Annotated in this window: 18 protein-coding genes and 1 pseudogene; 11 read left to right on the forward strand and 8 right to left on the reverse strand. The window is 50.1% G+C overall.

Annotated features, from left to right (window positions below; all coding sequences use genetic code 11):
• Positions 1–812: 812 nt before the first annotated feature.
• Both AOY24_RS20040 and AOY24_RS25440 read right to left on the reverse strand, forming a co-directional pair.
• Positions 813–1,940, reverse strand: a complete 1,128-nt coding sequence (locus tag AOY24_RS20040) for an ImmA/IrrE family metallo-endopeptidase (protein ID WP_024906640.1) — start codon at positions 1,938–1,940, stop codon at positions 813–815.
• Positions 1,941–1,943: 3 nt separating this feature from the next.
• Entirely contained in the window at positions 1,944–2,558 is a 615-nt protein-coding gene (locus AOY24_RS25440; protein ID WP_235507537.1) for a hypothetical protein, read from the reverse strand.
• Between the two features lie 518 nt (positions 2,559–3,076).
• On the opposite strand from AOY24_RS25440, the gene AOY24_RS20050 reads away from it, so the two are divergent.
• Positions 3,077–3,694 (forward strand): trimeric intracellular cation channel family protein, encoded by a 618-nt coding sequence (locus AOY24_RS20050; RefSeq protein WP_042998638.1) that lies wholly within the window; start codon positions 3,077–3,079, stop codon positions 3,692–3,694.
• On the opposite strand, the gene ligB is transcribed toward AOY24_RS20050, so the two are convergent.
• Entirely contained in the window at positions 3,691–5,376 is a 1,686-nt protein-coding gene (ligB, locus tag AOY24_RS20055; RefSeq protein ID WP_054177225.1) for an NAD-dependent DNA ligase LigB, read from the reverse strand. The two genes, AOY24_RS20050 and ligB, sit on opposite strands and share 4 nt — an antisense overlap.
• A 257-nt stretch (positions 5,377–5,633) precedes the next feature.
• Between ligB and gmk the strand changes: the two genes are divergently transcribed.
• The 5 genes from gmk to recG are packed head-to-tail and all read left to right on the forward strand — an operon-like array spanning position 5,634 to position 11,496.
• Positions 5,634–6,257 (forward strand): guanylate kinase, encoded by a 624-nt coding sequence (gmk, locus tag AOY24_RS20060; RefSeq protein ID WP_054177226.1) that lies wholly within the window; start codon positions 5,634–5,636, stop codon positions 6,255–6,257.
• A gap of 54 nt (positions 6,258–6,311) precedes the next feature.
• Entirely contained in the window at positions 6,312–6,587 is a 276-nt protein-coding gene (rpoZ, locus tag AOY24_RS20065) for a DNA-directed RNA polymerase subunit omega (RefSeq protein ID WP_000135058.1), read from the forward strand.
• A gap of 18 nt (positions 6,588–6,605) precedes the next feature.
• A complete protein-coding gene (gene spoT / locus AOY24_RS20070; RefSeq protein ID WP_042998641.1) occupies positions 6,606–8,717 on the forward strand; it encodes a bifunctional GTP diphosphokinase/guanosine-3',5'-bis pyrophosphate 3'-pyrophosphohydrolase in 2,112 nt (703 codons plus the stop codon).
• Between the two features lie 4 nt (positions 8,718–8,721).
• Positions 8,722–9,411, forward strand: a complete 690-nt coding sequence (gene trmH / locus AOY24_RS20075) for a tRNA (guanosine(18)-2'-O)-methyltransferase TrmH (RefSeq protein ID WP_054177227.1) — start codon at positions 8,722–8,724, stop codon at positions 9,409–9,411.
• Between the two features lie 3 nt (positions 9,412–9,414).
• Positions 9,415–11,496 carry an ATP-dependent DNA helicase RecG gene (gene recG / locus AOY24_RS20080; protein WP_054177228.1) on the forward strand — a complete coding sequence of 694 codons (2,082 nt, stop codon included), beginning with the start codon at positions 9,415–9,417 and terminating at the stop codon, positions 11,494–11,496.
• Positions 11,497–11,547: 51 nt separating this feature from the next.
• On the opposite strand, the gene gltS is transcribed toward recG, so the two are convergent.
• Positions 11,548–12,753 (reverse strand): sodium/glutamate symporter, encoded by a 1,206-nt coding sequence (gltS, locus tag AOY24_RS20085; protein WP_042998644.1) that lies wholly within the window; start codon positions 12,751–12,753, stop codon positions 11,548–11,550.
• Between the two features lie 230 nt (positions 12,754–12,983).
• Here gltS and xanP point away from each other — a divergent pair, with 230 nt between their 5' ends.
• Positions 12,984–14,375 (forward strand): xanthine/proton symporter XanP, encoded by a 1,392-nt coding sequence (gene xanP / locus AOY24_RS20090; RefSeq protein ID WP_042998645.1) that lies wholly within the window; start codon positions 12,984–12,986, stop codon positions 14,373–14,375.
• 121 nt (positions 14,376–14,496) lie between these two features.
• The gene (locus tag AOY24_RS20095) at positions 14,497–16,230 is read left to right on the forward strand and encodes an AsmA family protein (RefSeq protein WP_054177229.1); all 1,734 of its coding nucleotides are present in this window, start codon (positions 14,497–14,499) and stop codon (positions 16,228–16,230) included.
• Between the two features lie 168 nt (positions 16,231–16,398).
• Here the strand turns inward: AOY24_RS20095 and AOY24_RS20100 are convergent, their stop codons facing one another.
• From AOY24_RS20100 to AOY24_RS20110, 3 genes are all read right to left on the reverse strand, one after another.
• A complete protein-coding gene (locus AOY24_RS20100; RefSeq protein ID WP_054177230.1) occupies positions 16,399–16,737 on the reverse strand; it encodes a hypothetical protein in 339 nt (112 codons plus the stop codon).
• Positions 16,738–16,820: 83 nt separating this feature from the next.
• Complete coding sequence (locus AOY24_RS20105; RefSeq protein ID WP_042998647.1) at positions 16,821–17,987, reverse strand: hypothetical protein; 1,167 nt, start codon at positions 17,985–17,987, stop codon at positions 16,821–16,823.
• Positions 17,988–17,989: 2 nt separating this feature from the next.
• On the reverse strand, positions 17,990–18,304 hold the full coding sequence (locus AOY24_RS20110) for a hypothetical protein (protein ID WP_224788348.1): 315 nt from the start codon (positions 18,302–18,304) through the stop codon (positions 17,990–17,992).
• 225 nt (positions 18,305–18,529) lie between these two features.
• Between AOY24_RS20110 and AOY24_RS25445 the strand changes: the two are divergent.
• The 3 genes and pseudogenes from AOY24_RS25445 to AOY24_RS20120 all read left to right on the forward strand — a co-directional run.
• Positions 18,530–18,746, forward strand: a pseudogene (locus AOY24_RS25445) (Tn3 family transposase); the annotation flags it as partial.
• Between the two features lie 286 nt (positions 18,747–19,032).
• On the forward strand, positions 19,033–20,595 hold the full coding sequence (locus AOY24_RS20115) for a PTS transporter subunit EIIC (RefSeq protein WP_054177231.1): 1,563 nt from the start codon (positions 19,033–19,035) through the stop codon (positions 20,593–20,595).
• Between the two features lie 12 nt (positions 20,596–20,607).
• On the forward strand, positions 20,608–21,987 hold the full coding sequence (locus AOY24_RS20120; RefSeq protein WP_044328176.1) for a glycoside hydrolase: 1,380 nt from the start codon (positions 20,608–20,610) through the stop codon (positions 21,985–21,987).
• On the opposite strand, the gene AOY24_RS20125 is transcribed toward AOY24_RS20120, so the two are convergent.
• Positions 21,971–22,729: a MurR/RpiR family transcriptional regulator gene (locus tag AOY24_RS20125; RefSeq protein WP_042998650.1), complete on the reverse strand. Its 759-nt coding sequence runs from the start codon at positions 22,727–22,729 to the stop codon at positions 21,971–21,973. The two genes, AOY24_RS20120 and AOY24_RS20125, sit on opposite strands and share 17 nt — an antisense overlap.
• Positions 22,730–22,813: the final 84 nt, after the last annotated feature.

The raw sequence follows: 22,813 nt of genomic DNA on the forward strand, positions 1-22,813 counted from the left end.
AATCATAAATATTGTCGTTATGTCTACTGACATAAGCGATCTCCACACAAGTCTGGTCGTTAGTAGCCTCTCTATCTTCACACCCTTCTACTATCAAATTTTTGTATGACATTGATAAACCTCACTTTTCGTAACTCAACAACATCAATCCATAAATTTTAGCACAACTTTTTCTTGTGCATCACTCAGAAATCAGGTTTTGTGAGTTGATTTACAATGATTAATGTTAATAACTTCACGCACTAAAAGTAACTGATCATTGATAGCCGAGAGAGTATGTTATATTTTTATCAATATCTTCATTAAAGATATTTATCAACCATCATTGGAAAAATAAAAAAAGTTATTTTTTATAGATAAATAACCTGGTACCATCTCATTATATAATTAATAGACTTAGCTACTCATAGATATTGCTTATTCTAGCTTCCCACGTTAATTAGTGTAATAATCTTGTGCAAACTACTCCCATTGTCACAACCATTCAAGCCAAAGCATTTACGCGAAATGCTGAATATATTTAGATATATTAATCAATAATAGAGGGGGATATCGGCAATTACTGTTAATGGTTATTTAAACTGATTGCTTTCAAGTTAGGTGATAAGCTCTACATCTTGTTAAAAGAAAGCATACTGCAGGCTTAATATTTTTAAATTGTATTGCTGACAATTTATCAATACAGTGACGTCTATTTTTGGTACAGGATGCCGACTAGAATAGTTATGATTCCGCACATAGCTGTTTCAGGCCAAATCACATTAATGATTGTTTCATACAACTAAAAAAAGCCCCATCTTAAGGGGCATTTATCAAAACCTGAATGGAACAACCACATCATCATAAATATCAGAGGCAGTTTCCTTATACTCCATCCCTGTTACACTCGCCAACAATACAGGTTTTACACCTAATTTATCGGCCATCATTTTAAATGTTACACCTAAGTGCTCTTTCATAACAATGATGCTTTCTTTCAGTATATGAGGCTCTTCCATTTCAAGAATATCATCAAGCTTCTCTTGTCGTGACTGCCTAGTTTGGCTGAACCAGACATTAGCACTTCTGTACTGCTGTGCATTTATAAATCCTAAAAAGTGAGCTCTAAAGATTATTGCCTTTGCACTCACCTTCCATCTAACTTTTAGATCGTATATTTTTTTCCAATTAAAAGAACCATCAAAATTTAAACAGGCTGGAAATTCACTGGCAAATGACTTCCTCGGGAATAGAAATGCACTAGCAAACGCATCTGCCTCCCTTTCCGTTTGTTTACAACCTGTTTCAATGCCATCGTGCATAACTAAATGGCCACATTCGTGGGCCAAATCAAATCTCATTCTGCAAACACTTTCCTTTGCAGTATTCCTTATTATTATTGGATATTTTCTGTTTACAGATAGAGCATCGACTTTATCAGAAACACCATCGAAACAAGTAACAATAGCCCCTTGATTTTCCAGCACGTTAACCATATTGTCGATCGGAGCATCAGCAGATAAATTCCATCTGACACGGGCCCCCTCAGCAATTTTTTCAATAATGGGGGGGGTCAGTTCAGTAATCTTTGTATTATCGATTAAGTTAAATCCATTTTGAGGCATATCCAAATGCTCATGCAACTCAACTACTAGTTGCTCAAGCACCGTGCTATATGCTTGCACACGCTCTTTTACTCCTACTGGAGTTGTTTGTCTCTTCCGGAAATGACATTGCTCCGGTTTTACATCTCCAGACATAGGCATACCAAAAAAGCCAGGAGATACATTAAGGTACTCTGCCAAAGCGTTTCTGACATCCATTGAAGGAGCCCTTGCATCGCTTTCATATTGGTGTATACCCTGTCTGGAAACAGATACTGCATCACCAAGCTCTTGAAGAGTTACCCCTTTGAGTAAACGAGCCAGCCTTAATCTTTCACCATAGAAATCTAAATACATACCTTACTGACCATTATCTTCGCCATCATTCTCTGCTTTTTTGTCTTTCTTTTTGACAGAGACTGACGCTTTCTTCGTTTCAACTGGCTGAGGCAATTCACTCATGGCAGGGCCAAAAGCAACAACCCGCTCATCAAGAGGAATTTCCCAACACGAAATCTGCTGACCTTCAAGGAAACCGACAAATGTTACGCGCTCAACGTATCGCATTTCATCCAATTCGATAGCAAAAAACCAGAGTACAGCAGCAACATCACCGACTTCTGGCTCAAGGCATGACATTTGCCTTAACGCTTCAATTGAAGGAATTAATCTTCTTTCTTCTGGACAACTCGGTTTACCTCTGTATAGCCTCACAGGAACTGATTGAATCGAAAAGGTAAATCGTCCGTCAGGTTTCACAATTCCTAACCAAGGCCAATTTTTTCCATCCTTTACCGCACGAATGATACGTGAACGCGAACACTCGTATGCCCTCATACCAGTACTACGGGCAGTATCACCAATCTCGTCATCATGCAGATCAATCACATCATCCCTGACATCTCTTATCAGAGATGCTAGCTGTTTTAATCGATCAGCGGTGAGTACGGAGTTAAGTTCCCAAGGTTGCATCATCAGAAAAGGTTCCTCTTTTACAGAGCAGGTATATAGGGTTGAGGCAAGAAGATGTGACAAGCAAATAATCTTGCACTTATGGTGATTTGTCAAGCAACGACAAAAAAGTAAAACCAATAGTGAATTGTCAATATCAACTCATAACCTCTCACCCCCAACATCTGTGTACTTATGAGTGTACTTAATCATCCACATCAATTCATAAAACACATATAAATCATAACATTAATGATACACTCAACATTCAGATTCAACATCGAGTAAGGTGTCTTTCCGCGTAGCCCGTCAGCCAATGGCGGTGCTACGTTTTTCATGACTCACGCTAAATTGTGGACATCTTCAGTTTAGTTTTTCTCATTCATTTTATTGATAAAAAAACCCTCATACCACGCACCACCGCAGAAGAATAACGATTTCACATTACCTGAAGTTATTAAAAATCACTCACCTTAGAAAATCTCAATCGTGACGACGAGCACAAATCGTTACTCTTTGTCCCCAAAATACTGGGGGGAGTCATGCTGTTACACGTTTTGTACCTGATAGGAATCACTGCCGAAGCCATGACCGGCGCGCTGGCGGCGGGTCGTCGTCGGATGGATACATTCGGCGTCATTATTATTGCCACCGCAACAGCCATCGGCGGTGGCTCTGTCCGCGATATTCTGCTCGGCCACTATCCTCTGGGCTGGGTTAAACATCCCGAATACGTGATTATTGTCGCCACAGCGGCAGTCCTGACGACTATTGTGGCTCCCGTCATGCCCTACCTGCGCAAGGTGTTCCTGGTACTGGATGCCTTAGGCCTGGTGGTTTTTTCCATTATCGGCGCCCAGGTGGCCCTGGATATGGGGCATGGGCCAATCATTGCCGTCGTTGCAGCAGTCACCACCGGCGTCTTCGGTGGAGTGCTGCGCGATATGTTCTGTAAACGTATTCCGCTCGTTTTTCAGAAAGAGCTGTACGCCGGGGTTTCATTCGCCTCTGCCGTGCTGTATATCGTCCTGCAACACTATGTTTCCAGTCAGGATATCGTGGTTATCTCAACCCTGATGTTTGGCTTTGTCGCCCGGCTTCTGGCGCTGCGCCTTAAACTGGGTTTGCCGGTGTTTTACTACCACCACGAAAGCCACTAAGGAATGAAGCTCTCAATCTGCTGAGCTGCCAACCAGTGGCTCAGCTGTTTGACCTCCGCGTTGTCCAGCCATGTCATCACCTGACGTGCGCGACGCGGGCCGACTGCCGGAAGTTGTTGCCAGTACAATTCAGTTCGCCCTGACAACTGCCGCCATGAACGATCGCCACTGGCATTGAGCGCCACCAGTGGTAACGGGATGCCTAACGCTTGTATCCAGCGAATAAGAGGCTGTTTTCTAACCAAATTAAACTGATGCCATACCTGCTCACCTTTTGCTTTCGCAAATCCCGGCGTGTGCTGAATCTGCTCCTGAGTTAAAGCCAGCCATGAAAAGATATGTTCAAAGTGATGCTGCTGATGAAGCGCCCGCCAGCCCGCCTCACCCACACCGTCCAGCTTTAAAACAGCGCCAGAGCCCAACCAGACCAGGCGGGAGATAAACTGTTCCTGACACGATGCGGAAGCAAAAAAGCAAGTCAATGAATTGAAGCGATTATCAGGAGGTATCGGTTTAACCCGGTCTGAACTCCGCCAGACGACATCGTCAATACGTGGGATCCCCTGTCCGGCAAGGCTCACCAGGATTTGATCGCCAGGGGCGATATCCCACTCTTTCCAGCGATTTACAGAACCGATATTCACCCGTTGTACCCGTTTATCATCCAGCATGACGGGGGCAAGTGTTGCTACAACGGCGATTTTTCCGCTTTTGCCGACCATAAATTGAATCGCGGTGACCTCCGCCACCTGCGCAACGGGTGGGTATTTCCAGGCAACCAGCCAACTCCCTTGCCCTGGTAACCACTGGTGGGACGCAGGTTCCTTGTCCATTCGCACAACGACCCCATCGGTAACGAAGGGTAAAGCGGACGTCCACCAGTGCGTACGCGCCCGCTCCACGGCCTCAACGTTGTCAACTGGCAGCGTGAATGCCTTCGCTAGTGTAAAACCCGCTGCACTCAACTGGTTGACTCTTTCGGACATTGTCTGCGGGCCATCAGGCCAGGCCCAGATAAAAATCCCCAGTGATGATAAGTCGCTTACGCTGGTCTTGCGCATCAGCAGACCCGCCACCTTCGAACGGGCATTCATCCCGCCCATTTTTTGCTGGATATGCCCTTCCCGTCGCAGAAAGATCTCACCCTGTAACACGCTGTTTGTCAGCGCCCCCGCCACGGTTTGCGGCACGGCTGGCATCAGCTGTACTTTTTGCGTCCAGTCTTCGCCCTTCAGGCCATCGCCACGGCTGATCGCCTGCGTCAGTTTGCCATGTTGATATTTCAGCGTAACCGCCACACCATCAACCTTCGGCTGTACCCACAAATCGTTGTGCCCGCGCATCCATTGCTGCACAGCTCGCTTGTCAGGCAGCTTTTGTACCCCGGTATGGGCGACGGGATGAGGGACCGTACCACCCGGTGAAGGCAACGCCTGGCTGGGCGGAGAGTCGTCAGCAAAACAGTGCTGCCACTGAAGCAGTCGTGCATGCAGTTGATCGTAGACGCCGTCTTCGACCACACTCACTCCCTCTTTCCAGTAGGCGTCATCCCACTGCGCAATTTGCTGTTGCAAACGAGAGATCTCTTCGTGAGCCCTCGCAGACGACCATACCGGACATACCGCCCAGGACTGCGCCTGCCATAACCACAACCCCATCAACATCGCTGTCCCAACTTTCATCGCCACTCTCCGCTGTACGTTTCCAGGCAGATATAGCGCGTTGTGTGGGCAGCGCCGAGCGACAAAAGTGTAGATTGCGTTCAGGCTTCCAGTGATTCCGCTCATTTGCAGAGAATGTTGCGTAAATCAGGAAACAGGCGCGCAAAAAGCAATAATCTGGCGTAAAAAGTGTGACAAAGACTACGTCGCGTAGCGGTGACGTGTATAATAAGCCCGTATGTAGGTTCATTTTCGATAATCACATACGTAAGATACTCATGGCTCAAGGCACGCTTTATATTGTTTCTGCCCCCAGTGGCGCGGGTAAGTCCAGCCTGATTCAGGCTTTGTTAAAAACCCAACCGTTGTATGACACCCAGGTTTCTGTTTCGCACACGACGCGCGCTCCGCGCCCGGGTGAAGTTCACGGCGAACATTATTTCTTTGTGGCTCATGACGAATTCAGAACCATGATTGGCAACGACGCGTTTCTGGAACACGCAGAAGTTTTTGGCAATTACTATGGCACCTCGCGTGAAGCCATTGAGCAAGTGCTGGCTTCCGGGGTAGATGTCTTTCTCGATATCGACTGGCAGGGCGCGCAACAAATTCGTAAGAAGATGCCGCATGCGCGCAGTATCTTTATTTTGCCGCCGTCTAAACTGGAACTGGACCGCCGTTTGCGGGGTCGTGGACAGGATAGCGAAGAGGTGATTGCGAAACGTATGGCGCAAGCTGTTGCAGAAATGAGCCATTACGCCGAATATGATTATCTTATTGTGAATGATGACTTCGACACCGCCCTGGGCGATCTGAAAACCATTATTCGCGCCGAACGTCTGCGCATGAGCCGCCAAAAGCAGCGTCATGACGCTTTAATCAGCAAACTGTTGGCAGACTGAACCCACTTTCAGTATCATGCCCAGTCATTTCTTCACCTGTGGAGCATTTTAAGTATGGCACGCGTAACTGTTCAGGACGCTGTAGAGAAAATTGGTAACCGTTTTGACCTGGTACTGGTCGCCGCGCGTCGCGCTCGTCAGATGCAGGTAGGCGGAAAGGATCCGCTCGTACCGGAAGAAAACGATAAAACTACCGTAATCGCGCTGCGCGAAATCGAAGAAGGTCTGATCAACAACCAGATCCTCGACGTCCGTGAGCGCCAGGAACAGCAAGAGCAGGAAGCCGCTGAATTACAAGCCGTAACCGCCATTGCTGAAGGTCGTCGTTAATCACAAAGCGGGTCGCCCTTGTATCTGTTTGAAAGCCTGAATCAACTGATTCAACACTACCTGCCGGAAGACCAAATCAAACGTCTTCGGCAGGCGTATCTCGTTGCACGTGACGCTCACGAGGGCCAGACACGTTCAAGCGGTGAACCTTATATCACGCACCCTGTTGCCGTAGCCTGTATTCTGGCCGAGATGAAACTCGACTATGAAACGCTGATGGCTGCGCTGCTGCATGACGTGATCGAAGATACTCCCGCCACCTACCAGGACATGGAGCAGCTGTTTGGTAAAAGCGTTGCTGAACTGGTAGAGGGGGTGTCGAAGCTTGATAAACTCAAGTTTCGCGATAAGAAAGAGGCGCAGGCCGAAAACTTTCGCAAGATGATTATGGCGATGGTGCAGGATATCCGCGTCATTCTCATCAAACTCGCCGACCGTACCCACAACATGCGCACGCTGGGCTCATTACGCCCGGACAAACGTCGCCGCATCGCCCGTGAAACCCTTGAGATCTATAGCCCGCTGGCGCACCGTTTAGGTATTCATCACATTAAAACCGAGCTTGAAGAGCTGGGTTTTGAGGCGCTGTACCCGAACCGCTATCGCGTGATTAAAGAGGTGGTTAAAGCCGCTCGCGGCAACCGCAAAGAGATGATCCAAAAAATCCTCTCTGAAATCGAAGGGCGACTGCAGGAAGCGGGAATTCCATGCCGTGTGAGTGGTCGTGAAAAGCACCTCTATTCCATCTATTGCAAGATGGTGCTTAAAGAGCAGCGTTTCCATTCGATCATGGATATCTATGCGTTCCGTGTAATCGTCCATGACGCCGACACCTGCTATCGCGTGCTCGGCCAGATGCACAGTCTCTATAAACCGCGTCCTGGACGGGTAAAAGACTACATCGCCATTCCAAAAGCGAACGGCTATCAGTCTTTGCACACGTCGATGATCGGTCCACACGGCGTTCCGGTTGAAGTCCAGATCCGTACAGAGGATATGGACCAGATGGCCGAAATGGGGGTCGCGGCGCACTGGGCTTATAAAGAGCACGGCGAAACCAGTACTACCGCGCAGATTCGTGCCCAGCGCTGGATGCAAAGCCTGCTGGAACTGCAACAAAGCGCAGGTAGCTCGTTTGAATTTATCGAGAGCGTGAAATCCGATCTGTTCCCGGATGAGATTTACGTTTTCACACCGGAAGGGCGCATTGTCGAACTGCCTGCCGGTGCCACTCCTGTCGACTTTGCTTATGCGGTGCATACCGATATCGGTCATGCCTGCGTCGGCGCACGCGTCGACAGACAGCCCTATCCGCTGTCACAGCCGCTGACCAGCGGTCAGACGGTCGAAATCATTACCGCGCCGGGGGCTCGTCCGAACGCGGCATGGCTTAACTTCGTCGTCAGTTCAAAAGCCCGCGCCAAGATCCGCCAGTTGCTGAAGAACCTCAAGCGCGATGATTCTGTCAGTCTGGGACGTCGCCTGCTCAACCATGCGTTAGGTGGCAGTCGTAAGCTGGCTGAAATCCCGCAAGAGAGTATCCAGCGTGAACTTGAGCGGATGAAGCTTGCGACGCTTGACGATCTGCTGGCAGAAATCGGCCTCGGCAATGCCATGAGCGTGGTGGTAGCGAAAAACCTGCAGCAGGGCGATGCCTCCGCAATCCAACCTGCTATGCCCGGCCACGGTCATTTGCCTATTAAAGGCGCAGATGGCGTGCTGATTACCTTTGCCAAATGCTGTCGTCCGATTCCGGGCGATCCGATCATTGCCCACGTCAGTCCGGGTAAAGGCCTGGTCATTCACCATGAATCCTGCCGTAACATCCGTGGTTACCAGAAAGAGCCAGAGAAGTTTATGGCGGTGGAATGGGACAAAGAGACGGAGCAGGAATTCATCACCGAGATCAAAGTGGATATGTTTAACCACCAGGGTGCGCTGGCAAATCTGACGGCGGCGATCAACACCACCACCTCTAATATTCAGAGCCTGAATACTGAAGAGAAGGATGGTCGCGTCTACAGCGCCTTTATTCGCCTTACTGCGCGCGACCGTGTTCACCTGGCGAATATCATGCGCAAAATTCGCGTGATGCCTGACGTGATAAAAGTCACCCGTAACCGAAACTAGTTTTATGAACCTACAGCGCTATGCACGTATTTGTGAGATGCTCGCCAGGCGCCAGCCGGACCTGACCGTTTGCATGGAGCAGGTCCACAAACCTCATAACGTTTCTGCGATTATTCGTACTGCAGATGCCGTCGGCGTCCACGAAGTCCACGCCGTCTGGCCAGGCAGTCGTATGCGCACCATGGCCTCAGCAGCGGCAGGCAGCAACAGTTGGGTGCAGGTGAAAACCCACCGCACAATTGGCGATGCCGTCACGCATTTAAAAGGCCGGGGCATGCAGGTTCTGGCAACTCATCTCTCTGATAATGCCGTCGATTTCCGCGAAATCGATTACACACGTCCGACCTGTATCCTGATGGGGCAGGAGAAAACGGGTATTACCCAGGAAGCGCTGGACCTGGCGGATCAGGATATCATCATCCCGATGATCGGCATGGTTCAATCGCTTAACGTTTCCGTTGCCTCAGCGCTGATTCTGTATGAAGCGCAGCGCCAGCGGCAGAATGCCGGGATGTATCTGCGCGAAAACAGCATGTTGCCGGAAGGCGAACAGCAGCGCCTGTTGTTTGAAGGCGGCTATCCGGTACTGGCGAAAGTCGCCAAACGCAAAGGGCTGCCCTATCCGCATATCAATAAGCAAGGTGCGATTGAAGCCGATGATGCCTGGTGGTCCACCATGCAGGCGGCGAAGTAAATCATGAGTGGGCGCCTGTTAGATGCTGTCCCGCTCAGTTCACTAACGGGCGTTGGCGCAGCGCAGAGCAGCAAACTGGCAAAAATTGGTCTGCACACCGTGCAGGATCTGCTGTTACACCTCCCTCTGCGTTATGAAGACCGCACCCAACTCTATCCCATTGGCGAACTGCTGCCCGGCGTATACGCCACTGTCGAAGGGGAAGTGCTGAACTGTAACATCACTTTCGGGGGTCGCCGGATGATGACCTGTCAGATCAGCGACGGTACCGGCATCCTGACAATGCGCTTTTTCAACTTCAACGCGGCGATGAAAAACAGCCTCGCCACCGGACGACGCGTACTGGCTTATGGCGAAGCGAAGCGCGGGAAGTACGGTGCAGAGATGATCCACCCGGAATACCGTGTCCAGGGCGATCTCAGTACACCAACATTGCAGGAAACCCTCACCCCGGTTTATCCCACTACCGAAGGGGTGAAACAGGCAACACTGCGCAAGCTCACCGATCAGGCGCTGGATCTGCTGGATACCTGCGCCATTGCCGAACTCTTACCGCCGGAATTGCTGCAGGGCATGCTCAGTCTGCCTGAAGCGCTTCGCACGCTGCATCGCCCACCGCCGACGCTCCAGTTAAGCGATCTCGAAACCGGGCAACACCCGGCGCAACGTCGTCTGATTCTGGAAGAGTTGCTGGCGCATAACCTGAGTATGCTGGCGCTCCGTGCAGGCGCACAGCGTTTTCATGCTCAACCACTGAACGCCAACGACACGCTGAAAAATCAACTGTTAGCCTCGCTGCCCTTTAAGCCGACTGGCGCGCAAGCCCGCGTGGTAGCGGAAATCGAGCACGATATGGCGCTCGATATCCCCATGATGCGTCTGGTGCAGGGTGATGTCGGCTCCGGTAAAACGCTGGTCGCCGCACTCGCCGCTCTGCGAGCGATTGCGCATGGAAAACAGGTCGCGCTGATGGCCCCGACCGAGTTACTGGCGGAGCAGCATGCCAACAACTTCCGTAACTGGTTTGCTCCACTGGGTGTAGAAGTCGGCTGGCTGGCGGGCAAGCAGAAAGGCAAAGCGCGTCTGGCGCAACAAGATGCGATTGCCAGCGGACAGGTACAAATGGTGGTAGGAACGCACGCGATCTTCCAGGAACAGGTGCAGTTCAACGGCCTTGCGCTGGTCATCATCGACGAGCAGCACCGTTTTGGCGTGCATCAGCGCCTCGCACTGTGGGAAAAAGGCCAGCAACAGGGTTTCCATCCGCATCAGTTGATCATGACCGCTACGCCTATTCCTCGGACGCTGGCGATGACCGCCTACGCAGATCTCGATACCTCCGTCATTGACGAACTGCCCCCCGGACGCACTCCTGTCACAACGGTTGCCATTCCGGATACGCGTCGCCGCGATATTATTGACCGCGTGCGCAACGCCTGTACGCAGGAAGGTCGCCAGGCCTACTGGGTCTGTACGCTGATTGAAGAATCTGATTTGTTAGAAGCGCAGGCCGCTGAAGCTACATGGGAAGAGTTAAAACTCGCGCTACCAGAACTGAACGTCGGCCTGGTCCATGGGCGCATGAAGCCTGCCGAAAAACAGGCGGTGATGGCGGCGTTTAAACAGGGCGAACTGCACCTGCTTGTCGCCACCACGGTGATTGAAGTCGGTGTGGATGTCCCCAATGCCAGTCTGATGATCATCGAAAACCCGGAACGTCTCGGTTTAGCACAGTTACACCAGCTACGTGGACGCGTCGGCCGTGGCGCGGTGGCCTCACACTGCGTACTACTCTACAAGTCGCCGTTATCGAAAACAGCCCAGAAACGCCTGCAGGTGTTACGCGACAGCAGCGATGGCTTTGTGATTGCGCAAAAAGATCTCGAAATTCGCGGACCCGGTGAATTGCTGGGTACGCGGCAGACGGGGAATGCCGAATTCAAAGTGGCGGATTTACTGCGAGATCAGGCCATTATTCCGGAAGTTCAGCGTATTGCTCGTCATATTCATGAACGTTACCCACAAGAGGCAAAAGCGTTAATCGAACGCTGGATGCCTGAAACAGAACGCTATTCTAACGCCTGATCCTGATGGCGATGCAAAAGCGCGGTGGTTCATCACCACCGCACCTTCTCGTTATTGCGCAAAAATAGGCAACAGTAAATACAGCTTAATCACCAGCGCGTTGACGATATCAATGAAAAACGCGCCGACCATCGGCACCACCAGAAACGCCATATGGGATGGACCAAAACGTTCGGTAATCGCCTGCATATTGGCAATCGCGGTTGGCGTCGCCCCCAGACCAAAGCCGCAGTGTCCCGCCGCCAGCACAGCTGCATCGTAATTTTTGCCCATCATTCGCCAGGTGACAAATATCGCGTACAGCGCCATAAAGATGGACTGCACCACCAGGATTGCCAGCATCGGCAGCGCCAGTGAAGCCAGTTCCCACAGCTTCAGGCTCATCAGCGCCATGGCCAGAAACAGCGACAGGCTGACGTTCCCGAGAACAGAGACTGCACGCTCAAAAACGCGATAAAAACCTACCAGCGCCAGGCCGTTACTGACAATCACGCCGACAAACAACACGCAGACAAACGTGGGCAGCTCAAACACTGTCCCCGCCAGCAATTGCGCAACGATCTTACCCACGGTGAGACAGATGGCGATAAGCGCAATGGTTTCAATCAGTACCAGCGAGGTGATCATGCGCCCGACGTCCGGCTTTTCAAAGGCGGTAGGCACTTCCAGATCGTCCGGAATACCGTCCGGCGTGGTGGAGTGTTTGACCAGATAACGTGCCACAGGCCCGCCGATCAGCCCACCAAGAACCAGACCAAAAGTGGCGCACGCCATCGCCACTTCCGTCGCGTTAGCAAAGCCGTAGCGTTCGATAAACAACTTGCTCCAGGCGGCACCAGTACCGTGGCCACCAGACAGCGTGATCGAACCTGCAATCAACCCCATCAGTGGATCAAGTCCCAGCAGGCTGGCCATCCCAATGCCGATGGCATTTTGCATCAGCAGCAACCCCACGACGACGATCAGGAAAATTCCCACCACGCGACCGCCCGCCCGTAAGCTGGCGATGTTGGCGTTTAAACCGATGGTGGCGAAAAACGCCAGCATCAGCGGATCGCGCAACGTCATATCGAAATTCACTTCCCAGCCCATGCTCTTTTTCAGTACTAACAGGGCCAATGCGACCAGCAACCCACCAGCAACGGGTTCAGGAATCGTATATTTCTTGAGGAAGGAGACTGACTGAACCAGTTTACGCCCCAGTAGCAACGTCAGCGTTGCGGCAACAAGGGTTGATAAGGTATCGAGTTGAAACATACAAAGCTCCTTGAGTACGTCTGAATCAGTTACGCACTGATGTCTTATTCCTGCGGATATTTTTAGCTTTTAGTAGTAATTCGGCATGGATTTTAAGCAGAAAAGAGGGAAAAGTTATATAAAAATGTGATTTCATCCATTTTAAATATTAAGAATACCTACTCGCAAACGTTTGCTTTTACCATCTGGTCAGATAAAATGCCCGCTTTGTCATCACGGGATTATCATTGATGTCTGTTAACACCCTCGAGTCGGAAAATGCGCAACCGGTTGCGCAGACTCAAAACAGCGAACTGATTTATCGTCTTGAAGATCGCCCGCCGCTTCCGCAAACCCTGTTTGCCGCCTGTCAGCATCTGTTGGCGATGTTCGTTGCGGTCATTACGCCGGCGCTGCTCATCTGTCAGGCGCTGGGGTTACCGGCTCAGGATACGCAACACATTATCAGTATGTCGCTGTTCGCCTCTGGCGTGGCCTCCATTATTCAGATTAAAGCCTGGGGTCCGGTGGGTTCAGGGTTGTTATCGATTCAGGGCACCAGTTTCAACTTCGTGGCACCGCTGATTATGGGCGGTACCGCACTGAAAACCGGCGGTGCAGACGTCCCCACAATGATGGCGGCGCTGTTTGGCACCCTGATGCTGGCCAGTTGCACGGAGATGGTGCTCTCCCGGATTCTGCATCTCGCGCGTCGTATCATCACCCCGCTGGTCTCGGGCGTAGTGGTGATGATTATCGGTCTGTCGCTGATTCAGGTGGGGCTGACGTCCATCGGTGGTGGTTATGCCGCGATGAGCGACAACACGTTTGGAGCGCCCAAGAATCTGATGCTGGCAGGCGTTGTGCTGCTGCTGATTATTCTGCTCAACCGCCAGCGTAACCCGTACCTGCGCGTGGCTTCACTGGTTATCGCTATGGCGGCGGGCTATGCGCTGGCATGGTTTATGGGCATGCTGCCGGAAAACAACGCGCCAGCCTCCCAGGATCTGATCATGGTGCCGACGCCGTTGTACTACGGGCTGGGCATTGACTGGAATCTGCTGCTGCCGTTGATGCTGGTGTTTATGATTACCTCGCTGGAAACCATCGGCGATATCACCGCAACGTCCGACGTTTCCGAACAGCCCGTCTCTGGCCCGCTGTACATGAAGCGTCTGAAGGGCGGTGTGCTGGCAAACGGCCTGAACTCCTTCGTCTCTGCGGTCTTTAACACTTTCCCAAACTCCTGTTTCGGACAGAACAACGGGGTCATTCAGTTAACCGGCGTGGCCAGCCGCTACGTTGGCTTTGTGGTTGCGCTGATGCTGATCGTGCTCGGTTTGTTCCCGGCGGTGAGCGGCTTTGTGCAGCATATCCCTGAGCCAGTGCTCGGCGGGGCAACGCTGGTTATGTTCGGGACTATCGCGGCCTCTGGCGTGCGCATTGTTTCCCGCGAACCCCTGAACCGCCGCGCAATCCTGATTATTGCGCTGTCACTGGCTGTCGGTCTTGGCGTCTCTCAGCAGCCGCTGATCCTCCAGTTTGCACCTGACTGGGTGAAAAACCTGCTCTCTTCCGGTATTGCTGCGGGTGGTATAACCGCTATCGTACTGAACCTGATTTTCCCGCCTGAAAAGCAGTAAAGGCTATGCGACGGTGATTCAAATTCACCGTCGCTATCATACTCTTTCACGATTCCTGCCTTGAGGATTGCGCGTAAATCGTGCATAACTCAACTATGTGCCCTTCGCAGGATGGAAGACCATGAAATTTATTGGAAAGCTGATTCTCTATGTGCTGATCGCCCTTCTGGTGGTGATTCTCGGCCTCTATTTCCTGCTGCAAACGCGCTGGGGCGCAGAACACATCAGTGCCTGGATATCTGAGCACAGCGACTATCAGTTATCCTTTGAGGCGATGGACCATCGTTTTTCTTCTCCTTCACATATCCTGCTGAAAAACGTCACCTTTGGGCGTGATGGTCAACCAGCCACGCTCGTGGCAAAAGCGGTCGATATTGGGCTGAGTACTCGCCAACTGACACATCCACGGCATGTCGATACGATCCTGCTTCAAAACGGTACCCTTAATATTTCGCCTCAGACGGCACCGCTCCCCTTTCAGTCTGACCGCCTGCAGTTGCAGGATATGGCGCTTAATAGCCCGGGCAGCGAGTGGGATCTGAGCGCTCAGCGGGTTAATGGTGGCATCATTCCCTGGCTGCCCGAAGCCGGTAAAGTGCTCGGCAGCAAAGCGCAGATTCAGCTCAGCGCGGGTTCTCTGACACTAAATGACGTTCCTGCTGCTAACGTACTGATTGAAGGCAGTATCGATAACGAACAGGTGACATTAAGCACTATCGGCGCAGATATCGCGCGCGGTGCGTTAACCGGTGTGGCAAAACGCCATGCTGATGGCAGTTGGATGGTGGAGAATCTGCGGCTGAACGACATCCGACTGCAAAGCGATAAATCGCTGGCCGACTTTTTCGCGCCGCTGAACGCCATTCCATCGCTACAGATTAATCGCCTTGAGGTCACTGACGCGCGTCTACAGGGACCAGACTGGGCAGTCACTGACCTTGACCTTAGTTTGCGCAATCTGACCTTCAGCAAAGACGACTGGCAGACGCAGGAAGGCAAATTGTCGATGAATGCCAGCGAGTTCATTTTTGGCTCGTTGCATCTGTTCGACCCTATTCTGAATGCCGAGTTTTCGCCGCAAGGTATCGCGCTGCGCCAGTTCACTACCCGCTGGGAAGGCGGAATGGTCAGGACTTCCGGCAACTGGCTGCGGGAAGGTAAAGCCCTTATCCTCGATGACGCAGCCATCGCGGGCATCGAGTACACCCTGCCGGAAAACTGGAAACAGCGCTGGATGCAACCGCTGCCGACATGGCTGAACAGCCTGACGCTGAAGAAATTTACTGCCAGCCGCAACCTGGTGATTGATATCGACCCGACATTCCCGTGGCAGTTGACCGCGCTGGATGGTTATGGCGCGAATCTGGGGCTGGTCCAGAACCAGAAATGGGGCGTCTGGAGCGGAAACGCGACCCTGAATGCCGCCGCCGCCACCTTCAACCGCGTTGACGTGCGCCGCCCCTCCTTGTCTTTAGCTGCCAACGCCAACACGGTGAATATCAGCGAACTGAGCGCTTTTACGGAAAGAGGGATTCTGGAAGCGACCGCCAGCGTGTCACAGTTACCGCCGCGCCAGACACAGATCAGCCTGAATGGCCGCGGTGTCCCGGTGAACGTTCTACAGCAATGGGGCTGGCCGGCACTGCCGATCGCCGGTGACGGTAATATTCAGCTGACAGCCAGCGGAACGGTGCAGGCAGACGCGCCGCTCAAGCCCACAGTGAATGGGCAATTGCACGCCGTGAATGCGAATAAACAGCAGGTCACGCAAACCATGCAGGCCGGAGTCGTCTCCGCGGGTGAAGTGACGTCGACCGAACCGGCCCCCGTTTCCCCCGCGCCCGTTACGCCATAATCTCTCCTTAGCGCTCCCGGATATTCATTATCCGGGAGCGTTCTGTCTCTGAGGGGGCGGTTTGGATATTAAAAATTATTGCATATCAAGATTGTTTTTTACCCTCTCATATCTTGATGGGGCAGTTCAGTGTTCATACCAAACTCTTTTAAGAAGCTCCTTTCTGCTTCAGGGCTTCACTATATTTAACGTATAATCTTTACTGAAATAGCTAGCTGGAGCGATCATGCTTCCATATATTCCACCGCTAATATTTATTTTTATAGCGCCCGTTTTTGTGGGTACGCCATAGACTTCAATACAGTTATGATCCTTAGTATCCCTTGTATCAGCTGTAATCACTGAGTCAGGTAATCGACAATTACGTAAAAAAATCCCTGTATCATCAGGTTCTATAACACCTGTTTTTCTTTGTACTCCACCAAAAACACGTCCGCCCAAGATTTTAATTTTATAAAGATATGGTTTGCCTACTTCGGCTTCTGGTAATATTTTGTTATTCGGCATATATTCAGCCTTTGGACTTAAAATACTGCACCCTGAAAGAGACACCAGGCATATGATTATGAAAAAACGAAAATATAACATGATTATTTCAATGGTTTAAAAACCACCCCTCCAAAGAACCGACGAATAAAGAATGATAGATCTTTCTGTGATTTTATTTGCTCTGACACTTCACCCCATGAGAATAGACTTAAATTAACAAAGCCGTCATTCCCCTGAGTCACAGGGCCATTCCAGACAATCCAGTGAGTCGGATATGTGGTATGCTCGGCAGAACTGTCTCTTAACAAACTATCATTAATAAGCGTGACTACTTTATATCCCTGTGCAACATATTTATTTAACGCATTGATTCCCTGGACTCCTACCTGAGAAACGCCGACATTACTAAATACTTTTTCATAGCCTGCTTTTTCAAACCAGTCTGTTAGTGTATGCCACAAGGTAACACCGGCGACAGGGGAATCAAGGGTATCAAAACTAAATATCGCATTTTCTGAATCCCTTAGGCCTGCAAGCGTCATCCAGTCAAGTCCTGAGATATTGTCATAAAACTGACCCGCAGGATGGCGGCATCCCTCACCAGGTTCTATCTTAAGGTCACCGATTCTGGTTTTACCATATCGCCAAAGTTCACGAGCAGCCTGTGCATAAACATCAGGGCGATCTTTTTGCAGACAGTAAAAAAAAGTAGCAGGACCACACAGACTAGCCCCTAATTGAGAAGGATAAGAGAGATTGCAGAATCTATCCTGAATATCTGCTTCAATTTTGTTTTTTTCAAACGGATCCAGAGGAGTTCCGATAGGATATTCTCTAGCAATAAATGGGCGTTCTGGGATAGTGATTTTAATTTGCTTTATTTCACCCCCTTGACCTTCAGGCTTCATGGTTCCTTTTGATTCAAAATAACAAGGGTTCTCCCGCTTGACTGAAGACAAGGCTTTGCCTGACGCGAATTCTTCCAATGTATACATCTTAGTGAACGGAACAGGCGTTACACAGTGCGTATGTAACATCGTTTTTCGATAAACCTTCATTTCCATAATATAAATAGTCGAGAGTGATTCATTTATATTTCTGGTCATATGCTTCTGTGTTTCATAATTCCCGAGAAACTGCTGTTTTTGCACATCCACAAGAAGGTGTTTATTCCTTTCAGTGTCCATGCGGTAAATTTGCAGGTCATACAGAAGTGAATCAGCCGGGACATTAGAATTAATACGGGTACTGAGTTGGTAAATTGCCATAATTAATCCATTAATAAATATGACGGGCATTGTGAAAAGTCAATGTATTCCGCATTGGGCAGGTGTATTGTGTGGCAGAGCAGAAAACGTAATGGTCTGGGTAATGGCACAATACTCTCACCCGTGGCAACATAAGTTAGCCCTTCTTCGGTCCAGTTCTGAGCCATCAGTTCAAAGTAGCCATCACAAATACTGCATGATAGCTTGTCGCCGATCCTGGCTATTGCTTTATTTACCTCAAACCGGGACGCGGTGACAGAAATGATTTCTCCATAACTCGTTTTATCACCCAAACAAATGAGTGCCGCTGCCATCATTAATCCCTCAATATATAAGCAGTTATGTCTACCGATATTATACAACAATCACGACTTAACCAAAATCAATCGATTCTGAACGAGCTGTTCCAGCAGCTCTTTTACCCGGTCGGTGAACAGATCTTCCGTCGATTCCCTAAATCAACCCGGAGGGAAAGTGTATCAATGCCCTATGCCTCAGTTGCGATATTCCTGAGCAGTGTGAACCTGGAAGAGATGAAAATTCACTGGAGTGAAGTAGTACACCTGGCGTCCTCGGCAAAGTAGGGAACCGTAATGGCATCCCTGATACTAAAAAAAGCTTGTCGGCAATCCCAAACAAACTGGACTTGCAAAAGTTGGCCGCATTGAGCGAATCCTGTTTATGCTCGACTGGTTCCGTACTCCTCTACCACGTTGGCAGGTACTGGCGGGTTGGGATAAAGGTGAAACCTGTAATGCATAAAAGACTGAATAACAAAGAAAAACTGCTGTCACATTTGTCGCCATTAGGCTAGTAGCATATTAATCTGACAGCTGATTATACTGAAAAAACAAACATATAACTGCTTACGGTAAGTTTCGTTCTCCAAGCTGCCCCTATGAAAGCGAAACAGGTATTCATTTATCGGCTATTTGTGCCTATTTTCCGCAACAGGTTTTCATCCCCGCCGGGAGTTGTTATAACAATTACGTTGGAAGTCTTATTTAATAATTACAAACACCCTACATAAAATAAAGGAATAGCCATGTCTGTAATACGTCAACGTATTCTGGCGGATATGCAAAGATTCTCCAGAGCAATGATCGGGGCGGTCTTGTTCTTACCTGTTATTGGCTTAATCCTGGCATTAAGTTCAATATTAACTAACCCGACACTTATTTCCGAAACCAGCTTTTTACATCAAATAGGTCAACTCCTCGGTGATACCTTCTGGCCATTATTTGGCAACCTGGGACTGCTTTTCTGTGTCGGCATCAGCTATGGTCTGGCGAAAGATAAAAAAACCGAAGTCGCGCTGGTTGCCGTCATGTGCTTTATTATGTTTTTGGGCGCCAATCACTCCTGGCTGGAATATACTCACGGCATCGCTGAAAAGGTCAATGGCGAATATTATGGCACCGGACAAACGCAAATTTTAGGTTTTGTCGTTGTTGATATGGGGATCTTTTTAGGGATTATTCTCGGCTGCACCATTGCCTGGGTCCATAATAAAGTCTCTGAAATAGAGTTGCCGGGCGCACTCTCGATGTACGGCGGCGCAAAACTGACCTTAATCGCCATGACACCGGTGATCCTTTTTTACGCCATTGCCTTTACCTGGTTCTGGCCCTTCATCACGCACGGCATCGCGGCATTAACCAGTTTCATGAAAAACGCCGGGGTGGCAGGCGTCTTCGTGTACGGCTTCTTTGAAAAATTCCTGATCCCAACAGGACTGCACCACTTTGTCTGGTCTCCCTTCCAGTTGACCCAGATTGGCGGCACTCTGAACGTTGACGGGCAGGTGGTCTCCGGGACGCAAGCCATCTTCCTGGCCTACATGCGCCATCCGGATCTCACCCCGGTAATGAACGAAGCACTGCGCTTTTCCCAGCAGGGCATGACGACAATCTTTGGTCTCTCCGGTGCAGCGCTGGCGTTTTACCACACCGCCACGCCGGAGAAGAAAATGATGGCGAAGGCGATTCTGTTGCCCGCTATTATTACCTCTATCCTCACCGGAATTACCGAACCGATTGAATTTACATTCTTATTTATTTCGCCGCTGTTATGGCTGATTCACGCCACGCTGACCGCCGCCTCTCAGGCAATTTGCGATCTGCTGACGGTTCGTCCGTGGGGCGCGTCCGGACTCATTGAGTTTCTGATATATAACCTGCCGTTACCGGCAGCCCTCACCCGCTGGCCGCTATACGTTCTAATCGGTATCGGGCAATTCGCCGCGTACTACGTCATTTTCCGTACGCTGGTCATCAGGCTGAACCTGAAAACACCAGGGCGCGAAGATGACGGCGAAGTGAAACTCTACAGTAAAGAAGATTACCGCAATAAAAAGGCCAAAGCAGGTCAGGCCGTCACCGATGAGATCATTAAAGGCTTAGGTGGCAAAGAGAACATTATTTCTGTTGATAACTGTTTTACCCGATTACGCGTCGCGCTCCATCATCCTAACAAAATTGATGAAGCCTTATTAAAAAGTACCGGCGCCAATGGCGTAGTGCGTAATCAAAATGAAGTTCAGGTTATTTACGGTGTGAGGGTTGGACAGGTTCGAGCCCGGGTAGATAACTGGCTGGCAAATAATTAATCAGGAGTTGTTATGAAATTAACCGTATTAGGCGGGGGCGGCGTTCGTTCCGCGTTCCTGGCGAAATCTCTGGCCTATAATGCGCATCGTATTGGTTTACAGGAAGTGGTGTTCCTCGATAACGCAGAAGAGAACCTGAAAATTTTCGGCGAAATCGCCCGTTATGTTTTTGCCACGATTCGACCTGATATTCGTTTCAGCCTGACGACGGATCCGGTATCCGCGTTAAAGAACAGCAATTATGTCATCACTACGCTACGCGTCGGCGGCGATGAAAGCCGTGTGCGCGATGAACGTATCGCGCTCAACCATAACACATTAGGTCAGGAAACCACTGGGGCGGGTGGTTTTGCGATGGCGATGCGGTCAATTCCCGCCATTCTCAATTACTGCCGTCTGATTGAAGAACATGCCGCACCCGATGCCATTCTGTTCAACTTTACTAACCCTTCCGGACTGGTTACCGAGGCGATCATCAAATCCGGGTTCAAACGTCGGGTTTATGGCATTTGCGATGCCCCTTCAGAGTTGATTCGCGAACTGCCTGCCATCCTCAACTGCGACGAAGCGGATTTGAAAGTGGAGTGCTATGGTCTGAACCACTTCTCGTGGTTTACCCATTTCACCGTGAAAGGTGAGGACGTCACCGACAAACTGGTGAGCAACCCGGCACTGTACAGCAAAACGGCGATGCAGTACTTCTCACCGGTGCTGGTTCAGCTTTGCGACAAGCAATTACTGAATGAATATCTCTATTACTACTACTATCGCGAAGTGGCGCTGAAAGCGATTCAGGATGCACCGGAAACGCGCGGTGAAGCTATCGCGCGGATCAACAAGGAAATGCGCGAGGAACTGCGGAATGTGGATGCGCAGGCAAACCCGGAAGCCGCATTCGATATCTGGATGAAACACTATCTGCGCCGCGAAAATAGCTATATGCAGAGTGAGTCGCATCAGGAAAAATTCAACACCCGCACGCCGCTAACGCTGCAACAGTTTATTGAAGAACCGGATAGCGGCGGTTACGCAGGGGTGGCGCTGGATATTCTCGAAGCCGTGAACAGCGCCACCAGCAAACGCATCGTTGTCTCACTGCAAAACAATGGCACGCTGGATTTCTTACGCCCGGATGATGTCATTGAGATCAGCTGTGATCTGAGCAAAGAGGGGCTGAAACCGGTGACGCCGATCCACGTACCGGATGCGCAGAAAAACATGATCTCCTGCGTGAAAGAGTACGAACGTCTGGCAGTGGACGCCATCATGCGCAAAGATAAATTTCTGGCAATCCGCGCATTAATGGCGCATCCGCTGATTGGCTCCTGGTCGTTGGCCGAAAAGTTGGTTGGCGAGTATCTCGACGAAGCACAGTTTAGCGACTGGAAATGATCGTTCCCGGGGCGTCGAGTGGCGCCCCGCCCGGATTTTGCATAAACCAGAGCTTCAGCAAATGTTCGAATCCCAGGATGCAGTAACCAAAGAAAGGGTTGCTCCAGTAGATATCATCATCAAACTTTTGCGGATCGTGAATGATGACGGCGGTGTTTGCCGCCTGGGCCAGGGGGCTTTGATAGTCACCGGTAAAGCAGACAAGGTCGGTATTTTTACCTTCCAGCGCCTTGACCCAATTTAATGCCGAACTGCTGCGACCAGATTTAGACACCAGCCAGATAGAATCGAATTTTGCAGCCGTTTTTTGTTCCAGTATTTCGTAGTCCGGCCAAAGTGCCAGGCTGGCATTCACGCCAATCACCAGGAATTTATTATAAATATATTGCGCAATCAGTTGTGAGAAACCGCTGCCATGAATAAGAATACGGTCGTGCTGCAGACGATTTAATAGCAAGGCGAGGTTTTCGGTTGGCTGGACATTCATAAAGTTAATATCATTGGTCACATCAAGTTTTGGCATTGTGATATTAAATTTAATGAAATACACCAGCTCCAGCCAGCCGCTAAATTTGAGCTTTTTCGCCAGACGGACCAGCGATGACGGATTGCTGTAACAGTGTTCCGCGACGGTGCGGATACCCTCACGAATGCATTGCTCTGGATTATTCTGAATAAAGCGCAGTACGGTAACTTCTGTCTTACTTAATTTTACATCACGAAATACATTTTCCAGTTCCATTTTCTGCTCCTGTGAGTGCAGAATAAATTTATCATTTTTTAAAGTAAACGGTCTGTGCAACAGGTCACTTCATCACAATTTCAT

The sequence above is a fragment of the Citrobacter sp. CtB7.12 genome (assembly GCF_001297795.1).
In the GTDB taxonomy this organism is placed as follows: Bacteria; Pseudomonadota; Gammaproteobacteria; order Enterobacterales; family Enterobacteriaceae; genus Citrobacter_A; species Citrobacter_A amalonaticus.